Raw genomic sequence first — 21064 nt, forward strand, 5'->3', positions numbered from 1 at the left:
GGGCAGCACATGAAACATATTTTCGACGGGCTTGAACGGCGGCGCGCGTCCGCCCGACTTGGCGGCGGCCAGAAGCGGATCGAAGCGCAACACGCCCGCGGCAAGCTCACGGCGCGCGAGCGAATCGAACTGCTGCTCGATCACGGCTCGTTCGAAGAATTCGACATGTTCGTCGCCCACCGCTGCACCGATTTCGGCATGGATCAGGGCGAGAAGATCTCGGGTGACGGCGTCGTCACCGGTTGGGGGACGGTCAACGGCCGCGCCGTCTTCGTCTTCGCCAAGGACTTCACCGTCTTCGGCGGCTCGCTTTCCGAGACGCACGCGCAAAAGATCACCAAGCTGCAGGACATGGCGCTGAAAAATCGCGCCCCCATCATCGGCCTGTTCGACGCCGGCGGCGCGCGCATTCAGGAAGGCGTCGCGGCGCTCGGCGGCTATGGCGAAGTCTTCCAGCGCAACGTCATGGCCTCTGGCGTCATTCCGCAAATCTCGGTGATCATGGGCCCTTGCGCCGGCGGCGACGTCTACTCGCCGGCGATGACGGACTTCATCTTCATGGTGCGCGATACGAGCTATATGTTCGTGACCGGGCCCGATGTCGTGAAGACGGTGACAAATGAGACGGTCACGGCGGAAGAGCTCGGCGGCGCTTCGGTGCATACGACCAAAAGCTCGATCGCCGATCGCGCATACGACAACGACGTCGAGGCGTTGTTGCAGATGCGCCGCCTCATCGACTTCCTGCCCTCCTCCAATACGGAGGAGCCGCCGGAGTGGCCGGCGTTCGACGACGTCGATCGTTTCGACAATTCGCTCGACACGCTAATCCCCGACAATCCGAACAAGCCTTACGACATCAAAGAGCTCATCCATAAGATCGTCGACGAGGCCGACTTCTTCGAGATACAAGATGCGCACGCTCGCAATATCGTGATCGGCTTTGGCCGCATCGAAGGGCGCACGGTCGGTTTTGTCGCCAATCAGCCGCTCGTGCTCGCCGGCGTGCTCGATATTGACGCCTCCAAGAAGGCGGCGCGTTTCGTGCGTTTTTGCGACTGCTTCAACATTCCGATCGTCACCTTTGTCGACGTGCCGGGTTTCCTGCCCGGGACGGCGCAAGAATACGGCGGCCTGATCAAGCATGGCGCGAAGCTGCTGTTCGCATACGCCGAAGCGACGGTGCCGAAAGTGACCGTCATCACGCGAAAGGCGTTCGGCGGCGCCTATGACGTTATGGCGTCAAAACATCTTCGCGGCGACGTCAACTACGCCTGGCCGTCGGCGCAGATCGCCGTCATGGGGGCAAAGGGCGCAGTCGAAATCATCTTCCGCGCCGATCTCGGCGATCCGGAGAAGATCGCTCAGCGCACCAAGGAATATGAAGATCGCTTCTTGTCGCCATTCGTCGCCGCGGAGCGTGGGTATATCGACGAAGTGATTACGCCGCGTTCGACCCGCAAGCGAATCGCTCGCGCGCTGGCGCTGCTTCGCCACAAGGAATTGGAGAATCCTTGGAAGAAGCACGACAACATTCCCCTCTGACGCGGCGCAATAGCGCCCGCGGCGCCGGCGCCGGCGTGATGGCGTTGCGCCATTTGCGTCGGGGTCCGCGCGATCAGCCTAATTCAGCGGCGCCCGATCACAAAATTCGTCAGACTGCACATTTTTGAAGTGACAGTCCGCCCGTTTTGTCCTAGTGTTCGCTCGCCAGGTTGGTTGGGGTAAAAGCCTAAGCGTCGAATGCGTCGCAGGAATTAAGCCCAGCTACGGTCCAAGTCGGGGAGGACGCCGAACAGAACGCAGTTCGCCGAGGCTCGCAAGATGAGCCGGCGCGGAACGGGCTATCGGAGCGACTTAAGACTTCGGAGCTTGGCGTTTCAGTTCGGTTAAGGACGGGGTGCCAAAGAGCGGGGAGCGGCGGGACGCCATTCCCGCTCTTTGTGTTTTGTCGTCGCGCAACCGATGCGTTTAATGAATCGCTAAGCGTCGAAGATTGATTCCAATCGGTCTGCACCGGATCTGCTTGGGACGTCGCCTTGACGGGCGGTGACGCGCTTCCTACGTTCCGCGCACGTCTAACGAAAAGCCCAATGGAAGGCCGTCCATGTCCACGCAAAAAATCACTGACGCCACTTTCGAACAGGAAGTGCTCAAATCCGCCGAGCCGGTTGTCGTCGATTTTTGGGCGGAATGGTGCGGTCCCTGCCGCATGATCGCCCCGGCGCTGGAGGAGATCGCCGCGGAGATGAAGGGCAAGATCAAAGTCGTCAAGCTCAACATCGACGAAAACCCCGCCGTGGCGAGCAAGCTCGGCATCCGATCGATTCCGACGCTCATCCTGTTCAAGGACGGCAAGGCCGCCGCGCAAAAGGTCGGCGCCGCGCCCAAGGGCGAATTGTCGCGGTGGATCGCTGCCGCCGTGTGAACGATTCTTGCCATTGGGCCCAGCGGCCGGCGCATCGCAACAGGCGTGCTCTCGAGCCATCAAACCTCGGGAGCTGCGTAGATGCGCCGACTGCATGAATTTCTCGCTTTCTGTTGCCTGATCGTTTTAACGCTCGCGCCGCTCCGCGCGGCGACAGCCAGCGAAATCACCATCGCGGCGGCGTCCGATCTCAAATTCGCGTTGCAGGAAATCGTCTCCAACTTTCAAGCCGCCCATAAGGGCGACAAGGTCGATGTTATTTACGGCTCTTCCGGCAAGCTGCAGACGCAGATCCGCGAGGGCGCGCCTTTCGACATTTTCTTTTCGGCCGACATCGCCTATACGCGCGCGCTGCGCAAGGACGGCTTCGCGGCGACCGAGCCCACGCCCTATGCGGTCGGCAGGATCGTTTTGTGGAGCGCGACGCGGGACGCGACAAAAATGCGCCTGGAGGATCTTGCGGATCCCAAGATCGGCAAGATCGCGATCGCCAATCCGGCGCATGCGCCTTACGGCAGATGCGCGGAACAAGTGCTGCGCGCCGCCGGCCTTTGGGACAAGGTGAAGGACAAGCTTGTCTTCGGCGAGAACATCTCCCAGGCGACGCAATACGCCGAGACCGGCGCCGCCGATGTCGCGCTGACCGCTCTTTCGATCGCGTTGAGCAAGCAGGTCGCGGACAGAGGCGGCTATTCGCTGATCCCTGAGACGCTACATTCACGACTCGAACAAGCCTATGTCGTGACCCGCCAGGGCGCCGACAAACCTTTGGCGAAGACCTTTCTCGACTATCTCAAAACCGGACAGTCGCAGACGATCATGATAAAGTTTGGCTTCGCGCCCCCCGGCCAGGCCGCGCGGTAGGCCGTTTTCGCCCGTGCACGTATCCGCTTAAATGTGGAACAGGCGGACGCTGACAGTCTTCCGCCTGTCTTAACCTCACCGCCGCCGCTCGGCGGCAGGTCTCGCATGCCAACATCCGAAGATTTCGCCGCGATCTGGCTGACGCTCAAGCTCGCGACGATCGTCACCTTTCTGCTGCTCCTGATCGGCGCGCCATTGGCGTGGTGGCTGGCGCGAACGGAGTCATGGCTCAAGGGACCATTAGGGGCCGTCGTGGCGCTGCCGCTGGTTCTGCCGCCGACGGTGCTGGGCTTCTATCTGCTGCTGACCATGGGCCCGCATGGACCCTTGGGCAGGCTCACGGCGCTTTTCGGCGTCGCGCCTTTGCCGTTCACCTTCGCCGGACTCGTCGTGGCGTCGCTCTTCTACTCGCTGCCCTTCGTCGTGCAGCCGATCCAGAACGCCTTCGAGGCGATGGGCGATCGTCCGCTGGAGGCCGCCGCCACCTTGCGCGCGAGCCCGCTGGACGCCTTCTTCACCGTGGCGCTGCCGCTCGCCAGACCCGGTCTCGTGACGGCGGCCATCCTCGGCTTCGCCCATACGGTCGGTGAATTCGGCGTCGTTCTGATGATCGGCGGCGCCATTCCAGACAAGACGCGGGTGGTGTCGGTCCTGATCTATGACCAGGTTGAATCGATGAACTACGAGCGCGCACATTGGCTCGCCGGGGGCATGCTGCTGTTCAGTTTCTGCGTTCTCCTCGCGCTCTATGGGCGCCGACGGAACGGCCGCTATGGCTGACGGCGCCATCGCCGCGCGTTTCCGCCTCGCCTATCCCGGCTTCGCGCTCGACGTTGACCTCGAACTGCCGGGACGCGGCGTGACGGCGCTTTTTGGACCTTCCGGCTCCGGCAAGACCACCGCCCTGCGCTGCATGGCGGGGCTGGCGCGCGCGCCAGACGGGCTTCTCAAGATCGGCGGCGACGTCTGGCAAGACGAGGCGCGTGGCGTCTTCGTGCCGACGCATCGCCGCGCGCTCGGCATGGTGTTTCAGGACGCGAGCCTATTTTCCCATCTCACCGTCAAGGGAAACCTCGATTATGGAATGACCCGCGCCCGCGTGACGGCGGCCGAGACGAGCCGCGACGCGCTCTGCGAAATGCTCGACATCGCCGCTCTGGCGCAGCGCTGGCCCGATACGCTTTCCGGCGGCGAGCGGCAGAGAGTGGCGATCGCCCGCGCCCTGCTGACGCGTCCACAACTGCTGCTCATGGATGAGCCGCTGGCGTCGCTCGACGTTGCGCGCCGTCTCGACGTGTTGCCCTATCTCGAACGGCTGCGCGACGAACTCGATATCCCGATTATCTACGTCAGCCATGCGCCGGAAGAAGTCACGCGCATCGCGGACGAGGCCGTCGTGCTCGATCGCGGTCGCGTCGTCGCGCGCGGCGCGCCGCTCGACGTGCTGCCGAGCGCGAGCCGTCTCGTCGAAGGCGGCCGATTCGGCGTGGTCAACGCGCTCAAAGCGCGCGTCGTCGCCGTCGACGAAGCTTACGGCGTCACGCGGCTCGCCCATCCGGCGGGCGAGATCTTGATCGCTGCGCGTCTGACGACGCAGCGCGAGGCGCGCGTCGTCATGCGCGCGACCGACGTTGCGCTTGCGACCATCGAACCCAGCGACACCAGCGTGCGCACGATTTTGCGCGGCCGCATCGAGAAGATCGATGCGACCGAGAGCGCCCTCGCCTTCGTCACGCTGACGCTCATTGGCGGCGACCGTCTTGTCTCGGCGATCACGCGCCTCGCGCTCGACGAGTTGCGGCTGACCGTCGGCGCAGACGTATTCGCCCTGGTGAAGTCTGTCGCTCTCGATGAACGCGGTCTATAGGCCAGCGAATTCCGTCAGCCACAACGCCATGAGCGCGCCGGCGACGGCGAGAGCGGAAGCCGCGGCGAGTCTGTGGCCCATTCCGGCGCCGCCGATAACCCAGCCCATCGCCACTTTCGACGCCGTGTTCGACAGCAGCGCCAGCAGCACCGCTCCCGCCGCCGCCCTTATGCCGATCTCGGTTGCGCCGAGCCGCGCCATGGTCAGTCCGATCGCGTCAACGTCGACGATGCCGGAAATGGCCGCGAGCGCATAAGCGCCGCCGCTTCCGGCGAAATGAGTCGCGAGCCGCGAGAGGATCATCACGCTCGCGAGGAGCGCGCCGAATTTGAGCACCGCCATCAGATCCAGCGGATTGCCGACAGAAAAGCCGCCCGATTCTGCAGGCCGCTCGCTTCGTCGCAGGAGAAAGACTCCGGCGAGCGCGAAGAGCACGCCGGCCGCAACGACCGGCGGCGCCACGCGCCACGCCAGCGTCGGATTGATAACCGCGATGACGGCGATGATTCGCGGCGCCATCATCGCATTCGCGAAGATGGCGCCCGCCGCCGAAGCGCCAATCTGCGCGGGATGTTCCCGCGCCAGCCGAGACATCGCCGCCGTCGCGGCCGTCGATGACGCCAACCCTCCCGCCATGCCGGCGACGGCGACGCCGCGCCGGTAGCCGACTGCCCTGACGGCGATGTAGCCGACAAAGGAAATCACGCCAATCAAAACGGTCATCAGCCACAATTCGAAAGGGTTCACCGCTTGCCACGGATCGATGGCGCGAGTCGGCAAAACCGGCAGCAAGATGAAGCTCATCGCGAGCAGCGCCAGCCCGGAGCGCAGCTCGTCCCAGGTGATGCGCTTGACGAGGCCGTGCAGAAACGCCTTGAGCGCCAGGATTGCGGTCGTGGCGACCGCAGCCGCGGCCGCCGCCTGTATGTCGCCGATCACGGCGAAGGCGCCGAGCGAAAAGGCAAGCGACGCCGCGACGACGGTTGTCGCGCCAAAGGTCTCGTCACGGACGTTTTCGCGGTAGCGATAGACCCCGACCAAAGCGCCGACGAAGGCGAAGGCGATCGCCAAAGCGACCACGCCGGAAGCGCCAAAAGGCTGAACGATTGCGCCCCACACGCCGCCGAGCAGTCCGGCAAGCCCATGCGTGCGCAGGCCGGCGGCGCGCTCGCCTTCCGACTCGTCGCGTGACGTCCAGCCTCGTTCCAAGCCAATGAGCAGTCCGATCGCCAACGCGATCGACAGTCTCTGAATCAGCTCGGCTGCGCTTAATTCGTACATTTCTTCTTTGCCGTCCTTTTCTTTGTGGCGTGACGCCAAGCCGTTTCCAGCGCGTCGCGCAGCTCCGAGACGTCGATCGCCTCGAGCAGAATCGTCGTCCATCCTTGCCGTCCCCAGGCGTTGGGGACAGCCGTAAACGCCTGCGGCGCCATCATGGATTTGAACGCCTGCTCTTCGGGCGCGAATTTCACGTTCGCCGTTCGTCCGTCGCCCGCGAGAGTGGCGTAGATGCGTGCGGCTTTAAATGCGGATCTGTCGAAATGCGGCGCTTCGCGCGTTCCCTCGAGAGACATTGCGATGCGCCGGAAATCATGGCTGCTGGCCATGTCTGCTCCATGGAAGGCCGGCATGAAAGGCCGGCGCGATGCGCGCCGCTCAAGATAATATGGCGCGCGGCGGCGAGAGCGTGCGCACAACGGAGATTGGCAATAGAAGGCTCGTATGAACGCACCCCTACCCCCATCCCGTCGCTCCCAAATCGCACCCTTCATGGCGATGGACGTGCTGCGCGACGCGAAAGCCTTGGAGCGCGCCGGCCGCAGCATCATCCATTTGGAGCTCGGCGAACCCGGGGTCGCCGCGCCGCGCCGCGTGCGCGAGGCCGCCACGGAGTCGCTGCGCCACGGCTCGATCGGCTATGGCGAAGCGCTCGGCGACGCGCCGCTGCGCGCCCGCATCTCGCGCCACTATGGCGAGCGCTATGGCGTCGACGTCACGCCCGACCGCGTCATCGCCACGACAGGCTCATCCGGCGGCTTTCTGCTCGCCTTCCTCGCGGCATTCGACCCGGGAGCGAGAATCGCCGTCACCGCGCCTGGCTATCCGGCCTATGCGAACATCCTTTCCGCGCTCGGCCTGGAGCCGGTCCTGCTCGACGTCGGCCACGAGACGCGCTTTGCGCCCACTGCGGCGATGCTCGAAGCGGCCCATCGAGGCGGCAAGCTTCACGGCGCGCTCTTCATGAGCCCTGCCAATCCGACCGGCGCGATGATTGCGCGCGATGAATTGGCGCGGATCTGCGCCTTCTGCGACGAAGCCGAAATCGTTCTGGTCTCCGACGAGATCTATCACGGACTCGAATATGAGATGCGGGCGGAGACCGCGCTGCGCTTCTCGCAACGCGCCCTCGTCATCAATTCCTTTTCGAAATATTATGCGATGACCGGTTGGCGGCTCGGCTGGCTCGTCGCTCCACCCGAACTGATGCGTCCGCTCGAGCGCTTGCAGCAGTCGCTCGCGATCTGCGCCCCGACCCTGTCGCAGCGGGCGGCCCTCGCCGCTTTCGACGCGGGCGACGAACTGGAGGCGAACCGCGCCGCCTATGCGCGAAACCGGGCGCTTCTGCTGGACCGCCTTCCCAAATTGGGATTGGACAATTTCGCGCCGCCCGACGGCGCTTTTTACATCTACGCCGACATCTCGCGTTTCACCGACGATTCGATCGGATTCTGTCGGCGAATGTTGCAGGAAGCTGGCGTCGCGACGACGCCCGGCCTCGATTTTGATCCGCGCCGCGGCGCAAAAACGCTGCGGCTCTCTTACGCCGGGCCGGAGACGGATGTGCGCGAGGGCGTCGTCCGCCTAGAAGCCTGGCTGCGACGACCCTAGCTGCCGAAAGGCGTGCGCACGCGCTGCCACCAGCCGCCCTTTTTCGGGCGGTCGGGGTCTGCTTGCGTAATGACCACTTCCGTGGGCTCGCGCGGGGCGATCGGCTCGGGGGCGGGCACGGGCGTCGGCGTCGGCGCCGCCTGAGATGGCGCGATCCGGGCGACCGGCTCGCTTGCGCGCTCTTGGGAGGGCGGCGCAATCTCGGCGCCGTTTACCGGCGGCGGAACCGGCAAAGGCGCCGGAAACTCCGGCGCCTGCGCCCCACGCGGGGAGATCAGGGCCCGCGCCTCCTCACCACCCTCGTCGAGCGCGAAGACCGCCGAAGGGTCTTTGAATTCCTCTGGCAAGGGGGCGGATCGCCGCCAACGGCCAGGGCCGCGATCTGCACCGCGATCTGGACTGCGGTTGCCGCCGCGTCGGCCGCCGCGGCGGTCAGGCCGTTCCTCGGCGGGCGCCGGCGCGCCCTCAATCGCCGCCATGATCGCAAGGCCTTCATCGGACGGCTGCTCGGCGCCAGGCGCCAAGAGTTCGCCGCCCTGTGCGCCGCCGCCACGGCCTCGGCGACGGCGACGGCGACGGCCGCGCGACGCGTCTTCATCCGCGCCCAAGCGCGATCGTTCGCCGTTCTCGTCACGCTGATCGCCGTTCGACTCGACGGCTTCCTCTTCCGTCTCGACCATTTCGCCAGCGATCACGTCTTCCGGCGCCTCTTCCTCAAGAGGTTCGGCGAGCACCGAATCGACGCGCAAAGGCGCGTCGCGCTGCGAAACGCGCGGCCCGGTCGCGAGTTCTCCGCGCTCGAGCGCGTGATATGTCGCGCCGGTGAGCGTGTCATCGGCGGCGACCGTGATATGGACGCCGAAGCGGCGTTCGAGCTCCTGCAGATGGGCGCGCTTCTGGTTGAGAATGTAGAGCGCCACCACCGCGCGGGTGCGCAGAGTCACGTCATGCGCGGCGCTCTTGACCAGCGCCTCCTCCAGCACGCGCAGCACATGCAACGCAACGGAGGCGGTGGAGCGCACATGGCCGGCGCCGGCGCAGTGCGGACATGGCACCGTCGAGCCCTCGACGACGCCGGCGCGGATGCGCTGACGCGACATTTCGAGCAAGCCGAAATGCGAGATGCGGCCAACCTGAATGCGGGCGCGGTCGTTTTTCAGCGCGTCCTTGAGGCGCCGCTCAACAGCGCGATTGTTGCGGCTCTCCTCCATGTCGATGAAGTCGACGACGATCAGCCCGGCGAGATCGCGCAGTCGCAACTGCCGCGCGACTTCGTCCGCGGCTTCGAGATTGGTGCGAAGCGCCGTGTCCTCGATATTGTGCTCGCGCGTCGAACGTCCCGAATTCACGTCGATGGCGACCAGCGCCTCGGTCTGGTTGATGACCAGATAGCCGCCCGATTTCAGGGTGACGTGGTTGGAGAACATCGCGTCGAGCTGAGCCTCGACGCCGCTTTCGGCGAAGATCGGAAACGCTTCGCGATGCAGGCGCACGTTCTTGGCGTGGCTCGGCATCAGCATGCGCATGAAGTCTTTGGCCTCGCGATAGGCGTCTTCGCCGGAAACGACGACTTCCTCGACGTCGCGCCCATAAAGGTCGCGAATGGCGCGCTTGATGAGTGAGCCTTCCTCATAGACGAGCGTCGGCGCCGCGGAGCGCAGCGTCAATTCGCGCACGCTCTCCCACAGCCGCAGCAGATATTCGAAATCGCGCTTGACCTCCTGCTTGGTCCGCGTCGCGCCGGCCGTTCGCAGGATGACGCCCATGCCCTCCGGCACTTCGAGATCATGCACGATCTCCTTCAACCGCTTGCGGTCCGCGCCGTCAGTGATCTTGCGCGAAATGCCCCCGCCCCGCGCGGTGTTGGGCATGAGCACGGAATATCGGCCGGCAAGCGAAAGATAGGTCGTGAGCGCCGCGCCCTTGTTGCCGCGCTCTTCCTTGACGACCTGAACGAGCAACACCTGGCGCCGCTTGATGACTTCTTGAATCTTGTACTGGCGACGGGAGCGCGGCGCGCGATAGGGCGCTTCGTCCATCGCGTCCCCGCCGATGTGCTCGACGTGATCGTCCTCGTCGTCATGCTCTTCCTCGTCGTGCTCCTCAACCGGGGCGTCGACGCGGGCGTTGACCTCAGCCGTTTCGTCTTCCGAATCTTCGCGGGCGCGTTCACGCGCCTCATCGCGCTCGTCCTGGCGGCGCGCTTTCAGTTCGTGGTCAGGCTCTGGCGCCTCGAGGGCAAACTCCTCCGCCTCGCCGGTTTCGACCGAACCGAAACCGGCGGGATCGATGGAAATCTGCTCATGCTGCGCCGTCGCGATCGCCTGATCGCCCGCCTCGGCCTCGATGTCCGCGCTCTCTGACCGAACCTCGGCGGATTCAAGCTTCCCTGCGTCGGGCTCCTCCGCGCCGACGTCTTGACCACGCGCTTCGGTCTCGACGGCCGCTGGCCGAGCTTCAAGACGTTCTTGCGCCCCAGCCTGGGGCGCGAACTCCGGCGCGGCTTCAGGCCGGTCCTCAGCCGATTCGGCGAAGCCTGTTTCGGCCTGATCCTCAATGACGACCGGCGAAGCGCCCGAATCCTCGAGGGGCTCGCTCGTCACAGCCTCGTCGGCGCTCACGCGCTTCTCGGCGCCCTCGTGTTGGCGGCGGCGCGAACGGCGCCCGCGACCATGCGGAACGCGCTCTTCCTCGTCGGCCTGCTGATGGGCGCGGCTCTCTTCGTCGAGCAGCGCCTGTCGATCAGCGACGGGGATTTGATAGTAGTCAGGGTGAATTTCCGCGAAGGCCAGAAAGCCGTGACGGTTTCCGCCATAGTCGACGAAGGCGGCCTGAAGGGACGGCTCAACCCGCGTGACCTTCGCGAGATAAATGTTGCCGCGTAGCGGTTTTTTGTCGGCAGCCTCGAAATCGAATTCCTGAACACGGTTTCCACGTAGAACGACTACGCGGGTCTCCTCCGGGTGGGAGGCGTCGATGAGCATCTTGTTAGCCATGGGGGACTCTTCTGCGGCGTGGCGCGCAATAACGCCGACGGGGCAAGCCTGAGTCCTGGAAAGGACTCGGCGACCGCTCTTTGGCGCATCCTGACGGCGCGAACGCTTCTTGTGAGGATAAGGGAGACAGGCCTGAGGCCTGCGATACGCTTGCCGGCTTGCGAGCCGGCGGGACAAAGCGCATCGCGCCTCGTCCCCGTGAGATGACGAACAAGCCAAGAGCCCATGCTTTTAACGAAGCTGCGCCCTGCCGCGCGGACACGCCACACGGAGGAATCGCCTGCTCTCGCGCCTATCACGGTCCTGGCCATGAGATCGTCAAAAAACCTTTCGCGCCGCCAGGTGGCGGCGACCAAACGTCACGACCTGCACGGGGCGGCGTAACGGAAAGCAACTGTCCGAAATTCTGTTGGCTCGACTTGACGGCCGCATCTCGCGGAGAATATCGCGCCGCAGAATTCGCAGCTGTCTCCTTACATATCGGTCGCCGTAGGCCGGCGCAAGCGCCGGCTCGGCTATTCACCGAAAAATTTGTGGAGAAAGGTCCCGGAGCTGACGGCTTTCAGATAAGCTAACGATGCGTTAACGGCGCTCCTCCAAAATCGACAATTGCCGGATCGAAACGCCGCGTGAATCTAGAGACCAACATGAGGAGGACAGCTTTGCGCGCAGGGACGCCGCCACCGTTCATCGCCATGGCGGCTGCGCTCCTCGCGGTTCTGGGCGCGCTTGCGCGGCCCGCCGCGGCCGAGGACCAGCAGAAGGAAATCTCTGCGCTTACCGCCCGCATTGAGGCGCTCCCCGATCGCTCCCGCCTCCTCTTCGATCTCACCGGCCTGCCGCCGGTGACCGCGCATCCTGTGGCGAACCCGCCGCGCATCATCGTCGATTTGCCCGAAGTGCTCTTCCGGATGGAGGCGAACGCGGGCCTGTCGCCAGGCGACAAGCTCATAAAATCCTATCGTTATGGCATCTTCGCGCCGGGACGCTCGCGCGTCGTAATCGATCTCGCGGCGCCCGCCAAAATTCTCAAGGCGGACAGCGAGGCGGCTGCGGGGGGACCGCGGCTCGTCATCGAGCTCGCCCCGACCAGCGCCGGGCATTTCGCCGCGACCGTCGCCGAACAGGCGCGCCTACAGCCCGCAGAGCCGCCGAAACTGCCAGGGACGGCGGCCAAAGCGCCGACCGACAAGCCCATGGTCGTCATCGATCCGGGCCATGGCGGGCTCGACATGGGCGCGACCGGCAAGCACGGCGAAATGGAAAAGGACGTCGTGCTCGAGTTCGCCCGCGCGCTGCGGGACAAAATCCAGGAAACCGGCCGAGCCCGCGTGCTTTTGACCCGCGACCACGACATGTTTCTCCCGCTTGCCGAGCGGGTGCGAATCGCTCGCGAAAACAATGCTTCCCTATTTGTCTCAATTCACGCGGACACGCTCGCCGCGTCCCGGGTCGAGGGCGCCACCGTTTATACCGTCTCTGAGCGCGCCTCTGACGCCGAAGCGGCGCGGATGGCGGAGAAGGAAAATCTCGCGGATCAGGCCGCCGGCCTTGAAAGCAAGGCGGACGCCGAAGAGGTCGGCGACATATTGTTCGAACTCACGCGGCGCGAGACCCGCGCCTACAGTCGCCAGTTTTCGCATTCGCTGATCTCATTTTGGAGGGAAGTCGGGGCGCTCAACAAAAATCCGAGCCGCTCGGCCGGTTTCGTTGTGCTCAAAGCCTTCGACGTTCCCTCCGTGCTGCTCGAGCTCGGGTATCTCTCGAGCGAGAAGGATCTGTCCCGGCTGACGTCCCAGGACTGGCGCGAGCGCGCCGCGCAGAAAACCGCCGAAGCCGTTGACGCCTTTATCAGCGCGCGTAGCCGTGAAGCGCGGGCCCCCGCCGAAGCGCCCTCGAGCGCGACGCGCCCACAATAAAACACAAAATCACGGCACATGGAGACGGTCGCGACGCACGATCGCCCGCGCATCGCAGCCGCCGAAGATCGAGAAACGCAGACGCGGCGTCACATACTTGCGGATAAGCGCTTCTCGCGTCGCGGCAATCGTGACCGGCGGCGTTCGCAGTCAAGCGCGCAGGGACCGGCGCCGGGAATTCGCCGAACGGTGGAATGATCCAAAAGGGCGTTGTTAAAGAAAATGACCCCGGAAAGTGCGATCGCTCACTATATCTGAGCTAAACGAGTCGCGCGCGCCGGCCAGGCTCAGGCGCCCGCCGTCGCGCAACGGACTTTGGCATTAGAAACATAGCCGACGCCAGCCGCCGGCCGCTCTAAGGGTGATATTTCATGCGAATGCTCGCAAGGTTTTTGGGCTTCGTCTTCGCGACCGCGACGATCGTCTTCCTCATCGGAGCGATCGCCGGGTCCGGGCTGATCTATTATTTTTCCAAGGATCTGCCCGACACGGCCCAGCTGCATGACTACGAGCCGCCAGTGACGACGCGGTTGCACGCCGGCGACGGCTCGATCCTCGCCGAATATTCGCACGAACGCCGCCTGTTCCTGCCGAGTTCCGCCATTCCGCAACTGGTGAAGCAGGCGTTCATCTCCGCCGAGGATAAGAACTTCTACAACCACGTCGGCGTCGACCCGGAAGGCGTGATGCGCGCCGTGACGGTGCTCGCCCAGGGCGGCCGCCATGTGCAAGGCGCCTCAACCATCACGCAGCAGGTCGCCAAGAACTTCCTCGTCGGCAACGAGCGCTCGATCGAACGCAAGATTCGCGAAGCGCTCGTCGCCTTCCGCATCGAAGCCGCCTATCCCAAGGACAAGATTCTCGAGCTTTATCTCAACGAGATCTATCTCGGCCTTGGAAACTACGGCGTCGCCGCCGCGGCGCTCAACTATTTCAACAAATCGGTCAATGAGCTCACGCTCGCCGAGGCGGCCTATCTGGCGGCGCTTCCCAAGGCGCCGAGCAATTACAATCCGTTCCAGAACCGCGAGCGCGCCATCGAACGCCGCAACTACGTCATCGATCGTCTGATCGCCGACGGCTATGCCACCGCCGAAGAAGGCGCAAAGGCGAAAGCGGAGCCGCTCGGAGTCAATCCGCGCGTTCTCTCGCCCAACACTTATGTCGCCGGCTATTTCGCCGAGGAAGTGCGGCGTCAGCTGCTGGAGCAACAAAGCGAGAAGAAGCTCTACGAGGGCGGCCTTTCGGTTCGCACGACGCTCGACCCGAAGATGCAGGCCTGGACGCGAAAGGCGCTGGCCGACGGCCTCGTTCGCTTCGACGAGGCGCATGGCTTCCGCGGCGCGATGAACCACATCGACATCTCCTCCGACTGGGGCGTGACGCTCTCCGCTATTCCGGCGCTTGGCGACGTCAAGCCGTGGCGCCTCGCCGTCGTGCTCGATGTGACCGGCGACGCCGCGCGCATCGGCCTTCAGCCGGGACGCGAGAAATCCGGCGAAGTGGCGCGCGAACGCGAGACCGGCCTTCTAACGGCCGAAGGCATGCGCTGGAGCGGCCGCAGTCCACGATCAGCTCTAAGCGCCGGCGACGTGATCTACGTCGAGCCGCTGGCGGGACGCGCCGGCCAATATCGTCTGCGCCAGATCCCCGACATCTCCGGCGCGATGGTGGCCATGGACCCGCATACGGGCCGCGTCTTCTCCATGGTCGGCGGCTTTTCCTTCGACCAGTCGTCATTCAATCGCGCGACTCAGGCGTGGCGACAGCCAGGCTCCTCGTTCAAGCCCTTCGTCTATGCCACCGCGCTCGACAATGGCTATACGCCGTCGTCGTCAATCCTCGACGAGCCGATTTCCATCCAGCAGCCGGACGGCACCTATTGGACGCCGGAGAATTTTGAAGGCGGCCACGGCACCGGCGCGCATCCGCTGCGCTACGGAATCGAGCATTCCAAGAACATGATGACGGTGCGTCTGGCGAAAGACGTCGGCATGCCGCTCATCGCCGAATACGCCAAACGCTTCGGCGTCTACGACGAGATGACGCCCTATCTCTCCATGGCGCTCGGCGCCGGCGAAACGACGCTGCTGCGCATGGTCACCGGCTATTCGATGCTGGCGAATGGCGGCAAGCGCATCAAGCCCACGCTGATTGACCGCATTCAGGATCGCTGGGGCAAGACGCTCTACCGCCATGACGAGCGCCAATGCATCGGCTGCGACTCCGCCAAATGGGAGAACCAGCTCGAACCGAAGCTCATCGACAAGCGCGAGCAGGTGCTCGATCCGCTCACCGCCTATCAGATCACCTCGATCATGGAAGGCGTGATCCAACGCGGCACCGGCGTCTCGATCAGGGCGGTGGGCAAGCACCTTGCTGGCAAGACCGGCACGACGAACGACGCGAAAGATCTCTGGTTCATCGGCTTTTCGCCCGATCTCGCGGTCGGCGTCTTCATCGGCTACGACCGGCCGCGCTCGCTCGGCAGCCACGCCCAGGCCGCGCAATTCGCCGCGCCGATCTTCCGCGACTTCATGACGGTGGCTCTGAAGGACAAGCCCGATACGCCGTTCCGCGTGCCGCCGGGGATCAAGCTCATTTCCGTCGACGTGCACTCCGGGCTGCGTTCGTCGGGAGCAGGCACGATTCTCGAAGCGTTCAAGCCGGGAACGGCGCCGCCCGACTCCTACTCCGGCGGCGGCGGCCCGCGTGCGCTCGATACGCCGCATGACGTGGATCAGCAGGTCGGCAGCGGCACCGGCGGCCTCTACTAGATCGAACGCAGCGGCATCGGTGGAAGGCTTCCTCATCCTGAGGAGCGTGCGCAGCACGCGTCTCGAAGGACGAGGAAGCCCGTTTTCGCGTATTTTTTCTCACCCTCGTGCTTCGAGACGGCTCCTCCCCAAGTCGCGCTTGCGCGACTTGGCATTTAGGTTGCGATCTCGGAAACATCCGAGATCGATTGCCTCCTCAGCATGAGGGTGAGAAAAACAATCCTTCACCCGATTCCCCTGAGCGCAGCGGCCGGAGACCTTTGGTTTCCCGCCGCCGGACTATATGCTCGAAGCGATGACCCTGGACGCCGAAACAACCGCGCATGTGACGCTGGAGACCGCGGCTGGCGTCGCGATCCTTACGCTGAACAGCCCCGCCTCGCGCAACGCTTTATCGCTCGCGATGATCGACGCCCTCTCGGGCAGGCTCGACGCGCTTGCCGGCCGCGACGAGGTTCGCGTCGTCGTGCTGCAGGCGGAAGGCCCCGCCTTCTGCGCCGGGCATGACCTCAAGGAACTGACGGCGCATCGCAACGATCCTGACCGGGGCCGCGCCTTCTTCGATAGGACGATGCGCGCCTGCTCGGCGCTGATGCAGAAAATCGTGACGCTGCCTCAGCCGGTCGTCGCGGCTGTCGATGAAATGGCCACGGCCGCCGGCTGCCAGCTCGTCGCGAGTTGCGACCTCGCCGTTGCGGGCCCGCGCGCCCGCTTCTGCACGCCGGGCGTTAACATCGGTCTTTTCTGCTCGACGCCGGCCGTGGCGCTCTCGCGCAATGTGGCGCCAAAGCAGGCGATGGAGATGCTGCTCACGGGCGTTCCCATCGGCGCCGAGGAGGCGCTGCGCATCGGCCTCGTCAACCGTATGTCAGCCGATGGCGCACGGATCGGCGCGCTGGCGCTGGCGCTCCTCATCGCCGAAAAATCCCCACAGGCGATCCGCTTTGGAAAGAGGGCCTTCTACGCTCAGAGCGAGAAGCCGCTTTCGGACGCCTATGAGCTGGCGAGCGCCGTGATGGTCGAGAACATGCTGGCGGAAGACGCCAAGGAGGGCGTGGCGGCCTTTCTGGAGAAGCGTGCGCCTCTGTGGGCGGAATGATGACGGGCCTTCGGTGAGGGAACTACTCACTCTGCGAAACTGACGCCAAGAGCGATGACATGATTGTCGGTCAGCTTGCATTGATCGCCGCGGCCGTCTTCTCCGGCGCGGCGCTCTACATCATTGTCGCCGAACAACCGGCGCGACTTAATCTCGACGACAAAAATCTGCTGCGGCAATGGAAGCCCGCTTATAAGCGGGGCTTCGCCATGCAGGCGCCGCTCGCGTTGCTCGGAGGCGTTTTCGGCGCCTTGGCATGGTGGCAAACCGGCCAATGGCTCTGGCCTTTAGGCGCCGCGCTCATAGTCGCCAATTGGCCTTATACGCTACTGAGAATCATGCCCGTCAACGAGCGGCTCATGGCGATCGAACTCGCTGAAGCAGGGCCGGAAAGCCGTAAGCTCATCGAGAGCTGGGCAAAGCTACATGCCGTGCGCGCCGGTCTCGGCTGCGTTGCGACGCTGATCTTTCTATGGGCGTCTCTCAGCTAACCGGACGAGGCGCCGGACGCTATTTCATTCATAATGACGTTTACCACGCGTAAGTCTTTGGGACGCGCGCATTGTTCAAGGAGTCGAGAAATGTCCAGATTGCGCAATCGCGTCCTGCATCTGGCGCTGCTCCTGGCGCTCGCGATCGCCTTCACGCTCGCCGCCTTCCCGGCGCGCGCAAGCTGACCTTCGATCGCCGGCGCGAAGAACAACGCGTCAGCGCTTGATCAAGCGCTGATGGCTTTGCCGCAATTTCAAAGCTCATTTTTTGGAGGGTGAAATGCATGCTTTTCGTCTTTCGATCGCGCTCGCCGTCGCATCCTGCGCTTTTGCGCCGTCCGCGAAGGCGGATTTGACGGTCTGCAACAGTACGCCCGATCAAGTCACTGTCGCATCGGCCTGGGTGAGTCCGAGCGGCGGATTCACGTCGGAGGGATGGTGGAAGCTTCGCGCCTGCGGCGGCTGCGAAAGAGTCGTTCTGCGCAGCGAGACGTCCGATCCGCACAATTACTTCTTCTATGCTCACGGCGGCGGCAGGGAATGGCGCGGCGACTCGAATTTCTGCACGACTCAGGGCGCATTCAAGATCGGCAACGCCAAGCGCTGCGTGTTTGGACGACGCGGCCAGATGAAGAACTTCGTTCATGTCACGAGCCGCAGTGGCAACCATACGCACAGCCTCACCGGCCGTTCGAACAGCGGGCGCGTGTGCATTGATTGAACGCTTCTATTCGCCGAGATAGCGCAGCGCCGCCGCGGCGGCGAATGGGCAAAGCGCGAGAGCGGCGAGCGTGATCGCGCAGAGGATCGCGAAGGGCGCGTAGAAGGGCACAGCGCCGCCGCTCGCCGCCTCCGCGGCGGAGACGCCGAAGATCAGCACCGGGATCGTCAACGGCAGGACGAGCAGCGCCATCAAGAGGCCGCCCCGCCGCACGGTCACCGTCGCCGCCGCGCCGATGGCCCCGATCAAAGTGAGCGCCGGCGTGCCGACAAGTAGCGTCGCGACGACGCCGAGAAGCGCCATGGCCTCCTGTTGCAGCATCAGCCCCAGAAACGGGGCGGCGATCACGAGCGGCAGGCCGGTCGCCGCCCAATGCGCTGCGCATTTGACGAGCACCGCCAATTCGAGCGGGGTCTCGGAAAGATGGAAGAGATCGAGGGAGCCATCCTCGGCGTCGGCCTGAAACAGGCGGTCGAGACAAAGCAGCGTCGCCAGCAGCGCCGCGATCCAGAGAATCGCCGGGCCGATGCGGGCGAGAAGATTGGGGTCGGGCCCGATGGCGAAGGGCACGATCGCGACGAGCGTCAGGAAGAACACGACGCCCATCGCGCCGGAGCCGCCGATGCGGCGCGCGACGCGCCATTCGCGCAGAAAAAGCGCGGCAAGCGGAGAACTCACGAGGCGCCGCCCAAGGCAAGCGATGCTGCTTCATTGAGCCCGAGCGGCTCATGCGTCGCGGCGACGATCAATCCGCCGAGCGCGCAATGATCACTCATGGCCACGGCGAATTTTTCGCGTGAGGCGCGATCGAGCGCGGTCAGCGGCTCGTCGAGGAGCCAGAGCGGCCGAAAGGCGACGAGAAGACGCGCGAGCGCCGCGCGCCGCTTCTGGCCCGCGGACAGCACGCCGAATGGCGCGCCAGCGACATGGCCGAGGCCGACGATCGCGAGGGCGGCGTCGATCGTATGGCTGCGTTGGTCTGGTTCTCGGGCGAGATAGCGCGCCCAGAAATCAAGGTTCTCCTCGATCGTCAACGCCGACTTCAAGCCATCGTTATGCGCAAGATAATGCGCCTGCTGCGGCAGTTCGACGTCGGGCGGCCCACCTTCGAGAGCGATCGAGCCGCCCGCGCGCGGCAGGAGTCCCGCCAAGGCCCGCAGCAGCGTCGATTTTCCGGCGCCGTTGGGGCCCGTCACGATCAGCGCCTGCCCGGCGGAAAGCGAAAAGCTCACGCGATCGAGAACGCGCCTCCCCCCGCGCAAAACGCCGAGATTGTCGACGCAAAGGCGTAAAGCGCCATCGACGGGCGGCTGAACGGGCTCTGGGACATTGATCGACATGCGCTCCGCATAGAGCTTTGCGACCGACTCCGCCAGACAGGGACAGAGCGTTCTTGACGCCCCGTCCGCGCGCGCCTTAAGCGCGCCCCGGCCCCCAGCAGGGCGATCGAGTGAAGGGCTTCCTCATCCTGAGGAGCGTGCGCAGCACGCGTCTCGAAGGACGAGGAAGCCTGTTTTCTTGTATTTTTACCTCACCCTCGTCCTTCGAGACGCCGCCTGCGGCGGCTCCTCAGGATGAGGGTGAGGTAAAAACTCCTCCGCCCGATCGCCCTGCCCTGCCCCCGGCCGCGCCGCTGGCGCAGACGGGACGGGAATGCTAAGCAGCGCAGACCCTTTCTTGGACGCTCAGCGGCCCAAGTTCTCGCCAATAGCGCGCGGCGCGCCCGTTATTCAGGGATTGCCCAATAAGTGACGAAGCATAAGAGCTTAGAGGATTACGCGGCACGGCGATTCCGTTTTGCTGGCAACGCCTTGCTGGAGTTCAGCGATCCGTTCTTCGCCCAGATCGACAGGCTGCGCGCCGAGTTCGAGGCGCAGGGCAAGCATTTCGTCAGCTTCGCCAATTACGATTATCTCGGGCTGGCGAATCACCCGCGGATTCGCGAGGAGGCGAAGCGCGAGATCGACGGCCTCGGCATCGGCGCGCTGGCCTCGCGGCTCGTCGGCGGCGAACGCACCACGCACAAGCCGTTCGAGGCGGAGATCGCCGAATTCCTTGGCATGGAAAGCGCGCTGACGCTCGTCTCCGGCTATCTTTCCAATGTCACGACGATCGCCTGGCTGATGAGCGGCAAGCGCGACGCGATCTTCATCGACGAACTGGCGCATAACAGCATCGTCGCGGGCGCGGACGGCGCGCCGGCGCAGGTCGTCAAATTCCGCCACAACGACTTGGATCATCTCGAACATCTGCTCGCGCGTCACCGCGAGGAATACCGCAACGTCCTGATCGTGGTGGAAGGCGTCTACAGCATGGACGGCGACACCGCCGACCTGCCGCGGCTCCTGGCGATCAAGGAAAAATTTCAGGTCTGGCTTCTCGTCGACGAGGCGCATTCGCTCGGCGTGCTCGGCGCGACGGGCCGCGGCCTCGCCGAACATCAGGGCGTCGATCCGACGCGCATCGACCTCATCGTCGGCACCATGTCGAAAACGCTCGCGTCCTGCGGCGGCTATGTCTGCGGCAAGAAGCAGGTCATCGACTGGTTCCGCTATACGCTGCCGGGCTTCGTCTACAGCGTCGGCCTGTCGCCCGTCATTCTCGCCGCCGCGCGCACCGCGCTGCGGCTGATGCAGGAAGAGACCTGGCGGATCGCCAAGCTCGCGGACAACGCCGAGCTCTTCCGGACGGTCGCGCATGAAGCGGGATTCTCGACCGGGCCGGCGATCGGCCGCGGGGTCGTGCCGATCCTGTTCTCGAGCGACGTCGAGACCATGTGGGCGTCGCAGCATCTGCTGGAGAACGGCTATTACGTGCCGCCAGTGGTGCGCATCGGCGTGCCGAAGGACGGGCCGCGGCTGCGCTTCTTTTTCTCGGCGAACCACAGCGAAGCGGAAATCCGCGGCGTCATTCAGACCCTGCGCGACATGCCGCCGGTGACGGAAGAGGCGCATCAGATCGTCGCCGCGGCGATGGCCGGCGGATAGGCCATTCGCCATATCCGCGTCACTTT

The 21064-nt window shown here is 64.6% G+C and carries 17 protein-coding genes; 12 read left to right on the forward strand and 5 right to left on the reverse strand.

Annotation, left to right across the window (positions count from 1 at the left end; all coding sequences use genetic code 11):
- The first annotated feature begins 9 nt into the window (after positions 1-9).
- From ACR65T_RS01400 to modC, 5 genes are all read left to right on the forward strand, one after another.
- Complete coding sequence (locus tag ACR65T_RS01400; RefSeq protein WP_434494800.1) at positions 10-1545, forward strand: acyl-CoA carboxylase subunit beta; 1536 nt, start codon at positions 10-12, stop codon at positions 1543-1545.
- A 562-nt stretch (positions 1546-2107) separates the two neighbouring features.
- Positions 2108-2428, forward strand: a complete 321-nt coding sequence (trxA, locus tag ACR65T_RS01405; protein WP_175092661.1) for a thioredoxin — start codon at positions 2108-2110, stop codon at positions 2426-2428.
- 81 nt (positions 2429-2509) lie between these two features.
- Positions 2510-3292, forward strand: coding sequence for a molybdate ABC transporter substrate-binding protein (gene modA / locus ACR65T_RS01410; protein WP_434494801.1), 783 nt, complete (start codon positions 2510-2512; stop codon positions 3290-3292).
- A 105-nt stretch (positions 3293-3397) separates the two neighbouring features.
- On the forward strand, positions 3398-4072 hold the full coding sequence (gene modB, locus ACR65T_RS01415; RefSeq protein ID WP_434494802.1) for a molybdate ABC transporter permease subunit: 675 nt from the start codon (positions 3398-3400) through the stop codon (positions 4070-4072).
- Entirely contained in the window at positions 4065-5159 is a 1095-nt protein-coding gene (gene modC / locus ACR65T_RS01420) for a molybdenum ABC transporter ATP-binding protein (protein ID WP_434494803.1), read from the forward strand. The genes modB and modC overlap by 8 nt, the downstream gene beginning before the upstream one ends.
- On the opposite strand, the gene ACR65T_RS01425 is transcribed toward modC, so the two are convergent.
- Together ACR65T_RS01425 and ACR65T_RS01430 are read right to left on the reverse strand one after the other, a co-directional pair.
- Positions 5154-6440: an MgtC/SapB family protein gene (locus tag ACR65T_RS01425; protein WP_434494804.1), complete on the reverse strand. Its 1287-nt coding sequence runs from the start codon at positions 6438-6440 to the stop codon at positions 5154-5156. The two genes, modC and ACR65T_RS01425, sit on opposite strands and share 6 nt — an antisense overlap.
- Positions 6428-6766 carry an MmcQ/YjbR family DNA-binding protein gene (locus tag ACR65T_RS01430; protein ID WP_434494805.1) on the reverse strand — a complete coding sequence of 113 codons (339 nt, stop codon included), beginning with the start codon at positions 6764-6766 and terminating at the stop codon, positions 6428-6430. Before ACR65T_RS01430 ends, ACR65T_RS01425 begins: the two co-directional genes overlap by 13 nt.
- 115 nt (positions 6767-6881) lie before the next feature.
- Here ACR65T_RS01430 and ACR65T_RS01435 point away from each other — a divergent pair, with 115 nt between their 5' ends.
- On the forward strand, positions 6882-8048 hold the full coding sequence (locus ACR65T_RS01435) for a pyridoxal phosphate-dependent aminotransferase (protein ID WP_434494806.1): 1167 nt from the start codon (positions 6882-6884) through the stop codon (positions 8046-8048).
- Here ACR65T_RS01435 and ACR65T_RS01440 read toward each other — a convergent pair.
- Positions 8045-11044, reverse strand: a complete 3000-nt coding sequence (locus ACR65T_RS01440; protein WP_434494807.1) for an Rne/Rng family ribonuclease — start codon at positions 11042-11044, stop codon at positions 8045-8047. The genes ACR65T_RS01435 and ACR65T_RS01440 overlap by 4 nt on opposite strands.
- Positions 11045-11706: 662 nt before the next feature.
- Between ACR65T_RS01440 and ACR65T_RS01445 the strand changes: the two genes are divergently transcribed.
- The 5 genes from ACR65T_RS01445 (at position 11707) to ACR65T_RS01465 (ending at position 18051) form a co-directional block, all read left to right on the forward strand.
- On the forward strand, positions 11707-12963 hold the full coding sequence (locus tag ACR65T_RS01445) for an N-acetylmuramoyl-L-alanine amidase (RefSeq protein WP_434494808.1): 1257 nt from the start codon (positions 11707-11709) through the stop codon (positions 12961-12963).
- A gap of 371 nt (positions 12964-13334) precedes the next feature.
- Positions 13335-15740, forward strand: a complete 2406-nt coding sequence (locus ACR65T_RS01450; RefSeq protein WP_434494809.1) for a penicillin-binding protein 1A — start codon at positions 13335-13337, stop codon at positions 15738-15740.
- Between the two features lie 295 nt (positions 15741-16035).
- On the forward strand, positions 16036-16839 hold the full coding sequence (locus ACR65T_RS01455) for an enoyl-CoA hydratase (protein WP_434494810.1): 804 nt from the start codon (positions 16036-16038) through the stop codon (positions 16837-16839).
- A 62-nt stretch (positions 16840-16901) separates the two neighbouring features.
- Positions 16902-17330, forward strand: a complete 429-nt coding sequence (locus ACR65T_RS01460) for a DUF1772 domain-containing protein (RefSeq protein ID WP_434494903.1) — start codon at positions 16902-16904, stop codon at positions 17328-17330.
- Positions 17331-17610: 280 nt separating this feature from the next.
- A complete protein-coding gene (locus ACR65T_RS01465) occupies positions 17611-18051 on the forward strand; it encodes a DUF1036 domain-containing protein (protein WP_434494811.1) in 441 nt (146 codons plus the stop codon).
- A 6-nt stretch (positions 18052-18057) separates the two neighbouring features.
- On the opposite strand, the gene ccmB is transcribed toward ACR65T_RS01465, so the two are convergent.
- Complete coding sequence (gene ccmB, locus ACR65T_RS01470) at positions 18058-18729, reverse strand: heme exporter protein CcmB (RefSeq protein WP_434494812.1); 672 nt, start codon at positions 18727-18729, stop codon at positions 18058-18060.
- The gene (gene ccmA / locus ACR65T_RS01475) at positions 18726-19391 is read right to left on the reverse strand and encodes a heme ABC exporter ATP-binding protein CcmA (protein ID WP_434494813.1); all 666 of its coding nucleotides are present in this window, start codon (positions 19389-19391) and stop codon (positions 18726-18728) included. Before ccmA ends, ccmB begins: the two co-directional genes overlap by 4 nt.
- Positions 19392-19799: 408 nt before the next feature.
- On the opposite strand from ccmA, the gene ACR65T_RS01480 reads away from it, so the two are divergent.
- Positions 19800-21038 (forward strand): aminotransferase class I/II-fold pyridoxal phosphate-dependent enzyme, encoded by a 1239-nt coding sequence (locus tag ACR65T_RS01480; RefSeq protein ID WP_434494814.1) that lies wholly within the window; start codon positions 19800-19802, stop codon positions 21036-21038.
- Positions 21039-21064 lie beyond the last annotated feature (26 nt).

This window comes from Methylocystis sp., assembly GCF_051061285.1.
In the GTDB taxonomy this organism is placed as follows: Bacteria; Pseudomonadota; Alphaproteobacteria; order Rhizobiales; family Beijerinckiaceae; genus Methylocystis.

Bases quoted from the DNA above. Each gene is read 5' to 3' on its own strand.
- ACR65T_RS01430 (WP_434494805.1), bottom strand. From the start codon at position 6,766: ATGGCCAGCAGCCATGATTTCCGGCGCATCGCAATGTCTCTCGAGGGA.
- modA (WP_434494801.1), top strand. From the start codon at position 2,510: ATGCGCCGACTGCATGAATTTCTCGCTTTCTGTTGCCTGATCGTTTTA.
- ACR65T_RS01440 (WP_434494807.1), bottom strand. From the start codon at position 11,044: ATGGCTAACAAGATGCTCATCGACGCCTCCCACCCGGAGGAGACCCGC.
- ACR65T_RS01455 (WP_434494810.1), top strand. From the start codon at position 16,036: ATGACCCTGGACGCCGAAACAACCGCGCATGTGACGCTGGAGACCGCG.
- modC (WP_434494803.1), top strand. From the start codon at position 4,065: ATGGCTGACGGCGCCATCGCCGCGCGTTTCCGCCTCGCCTATCCCGGC.
- ACR65T_RS01435 (WP_434494806.1), top strand. From the start codon at position 6,882: ATGAACGCACCCCTACCCCCATCCCGTCGCTCCCAAATCGCACCCTTC.
- modB (WP_434494802.1), top strand. From the start codon at position 3,398: ATGCCAACATCCGAAGATTTCGCCGCGATCTGGCTGACGCTCAAGCTC.
- ACR65T_RS01425 (WP_434494804.1), bottom strand. From the start codon at position 6,440: ATGTACGAATTAAGCGCAGCCGAGCTGATTCAGAGACTGTCGATCGCG.
- ccmA (WP_434494813.1), bottom strand. From the start codon at position 19,391: ATGTCGATCAATGTCCCAGAGCCCGTTCAGCCGCCCGTCGATGGCGCT.
- trxA (WP_175092661.1), top strand. From the start codon at position 2,108: ATGTCCACGCAAAAAATCACTGACGCCACTTTCGAACAGGAAGTGCTC.
- ACR65T_RS01450 (WP_434494809.1), top strand. From the start codon at position 13,335: ATGCGAATGCTCGCAAGGTTTTTGGGCTTCGTCTTCGCGACCGCGACG.
- ACR65T_RS01400 (WP_434494800.1), top strand. From the start codon at position 10: ATGAAACATATTTTCGACGGGCTTGAACGGCGGCGCGCGTCCGCCCGA.
- ACR65T_RS01465 (WP_434494811.1), top strand. From the start codon at position 17,611: ATGCATGCTTTTCGTCTTTCGATCGCGCTCGCCGTCGCATCCTGCGCT.